Source organism: Okeania sp. SIO2C9 (genome assembly GCF_010672455.1).
Classification (GTDB): domain Bacteria; phylum Cyanobacteriota; class Cyanobacteriia; order Cyanobacteriales; family Microcoleaceae; genus Okeania.
Genome location: NZ_JAAHGO010000290.1, coordinates 1 through 1,094, shown reverse-complemented (window position 1 = coordinate 1,094; position 1,094 = coordinate 1). Strand labels below are relative to the sequence as shown.

Here is a 1,094-nt window from a genome sequence, read left to right as displayed (position 1 = left end):
GTAAACTACCCGGCATCAAATCAGAGATTATGATGCGGGCTTTTCGTAGCCCTCCAGTATGTCCTATATAGTTAGCTGTCTTGGTACGAAATCAAGACTGCTAACTTCACAGGATAACCAGGGACCTCCAGGCTGGTTTACACTCAACCCCAAAGCAGCTATATTTTTGGCACCATTATAATCAGCATCGCCTTTCCATCCACAATGTAGGCAACGATAATCTTTACCATTTCGATATGATTTACCTTTTGTCGGATGAATATGCAAACATTTGTGGCAAGTAAGGCTTGTATATGCACCGATTAACTAATATTAATTTCACGCCATGTAACACACATTTATAAGCAAGAAACATTCTGAACTGATAAAAAGCCCAACTATTAGATAATCTTCTTTCTTTCTTACTTCTTGGTTGCTGATTGGTTCTTTGTCTAATATTAGTTAAATCTTCTATGGCAATAGAATTCTTATTAGTCGCTGCTTTTTTGACTAAATAAGTTGTAATTTCGTGATTAATATGTTTTTGAAAGCGTCGTTCTTTACCTGATAACCGTTGCTGTAGTTGCCGACATCTCCTGCGACTACAAAGAAGTGCCTTTAGATGCTTTTCTTTGTAGGACTGCTCTGATTTGAGAATAATGATTTCTCTTAGAAGTTATATTTTTACCTGACCATGATTCACCTTCAGATGTTGAGGCTATATCTGTCCTGCCTAAATCAATTCCTATTATTTTATTTGTTGACTTTGGCTCAGGAACAATATGATTAACATGAATATTTATATAGTAAATTCCATCTTTTCTTTTAGTTAAGACTGCTGAAGTAGGCTTACTACCTTTTAATATTCCACGTTGATAGTTACCTATTAATAACTCAAACTTTGTACGCTTACTCAAAAGCTTTAAACTCACAATCCATTTCTTTGTATCTAAACTAAATGTTCTACTGTCGTAATCAACTGATGTTGGTGCAAAAGTTAATTCTTTTTGAATATGATTAGTAATAGAAGTTTTGCGATTAGAACATACTCGTCTAATGGCGTGAATTGTAGTTTGTGCTGATAACTGAAACTTTTCTCTAACTGTACCGTACAT

The 1,094-nt window shown here is 34.8% G+C and carries 2 protein-coding genes and 1 pseudogene; all 3 read right to left on the bottom strand.

Going from position 1 to position 1,094, the window contains the following annotated elements:
* Window positions 1-63: 63 nt before the first annotated feature.
* Window positions 64-303: a zinc ribbon domain-containing protein gene (locus F6K23_RS41095; protein WP_293167042.1), complete on the bottom strand. Its 240-nt coding sequence runs from the start codon at window positions 301-303 to the stop codon at window positions 64-66.
* The gene (locus tag F6K23_RS42750) at window positions 242-637 is read right to left on the bottom strand and encodes an IS200/IS605 family accessory protein TnpB-related protein (RefSeq protein ID WP_367267989.1); all 396 of its coding nucleotides are present in this window, start codon (window positions 635-637) and stop codon (window positions 242-244) included. The genes F6K23_RS41095 and F6K23_RS42750 overlap by 62 nt, the downstream gene beginning before the upstream one ends.
* Window positions 582-1,094: pseudogene (locus F6K23_RS41090) on the bottom strand (RNA-guided endonuclease TnpB family protein); the annotation flags it as partial. The gene F6K23_RS42750 and the pseudogene F6K23_RS41090, both read right to left, overlap by 56 nt.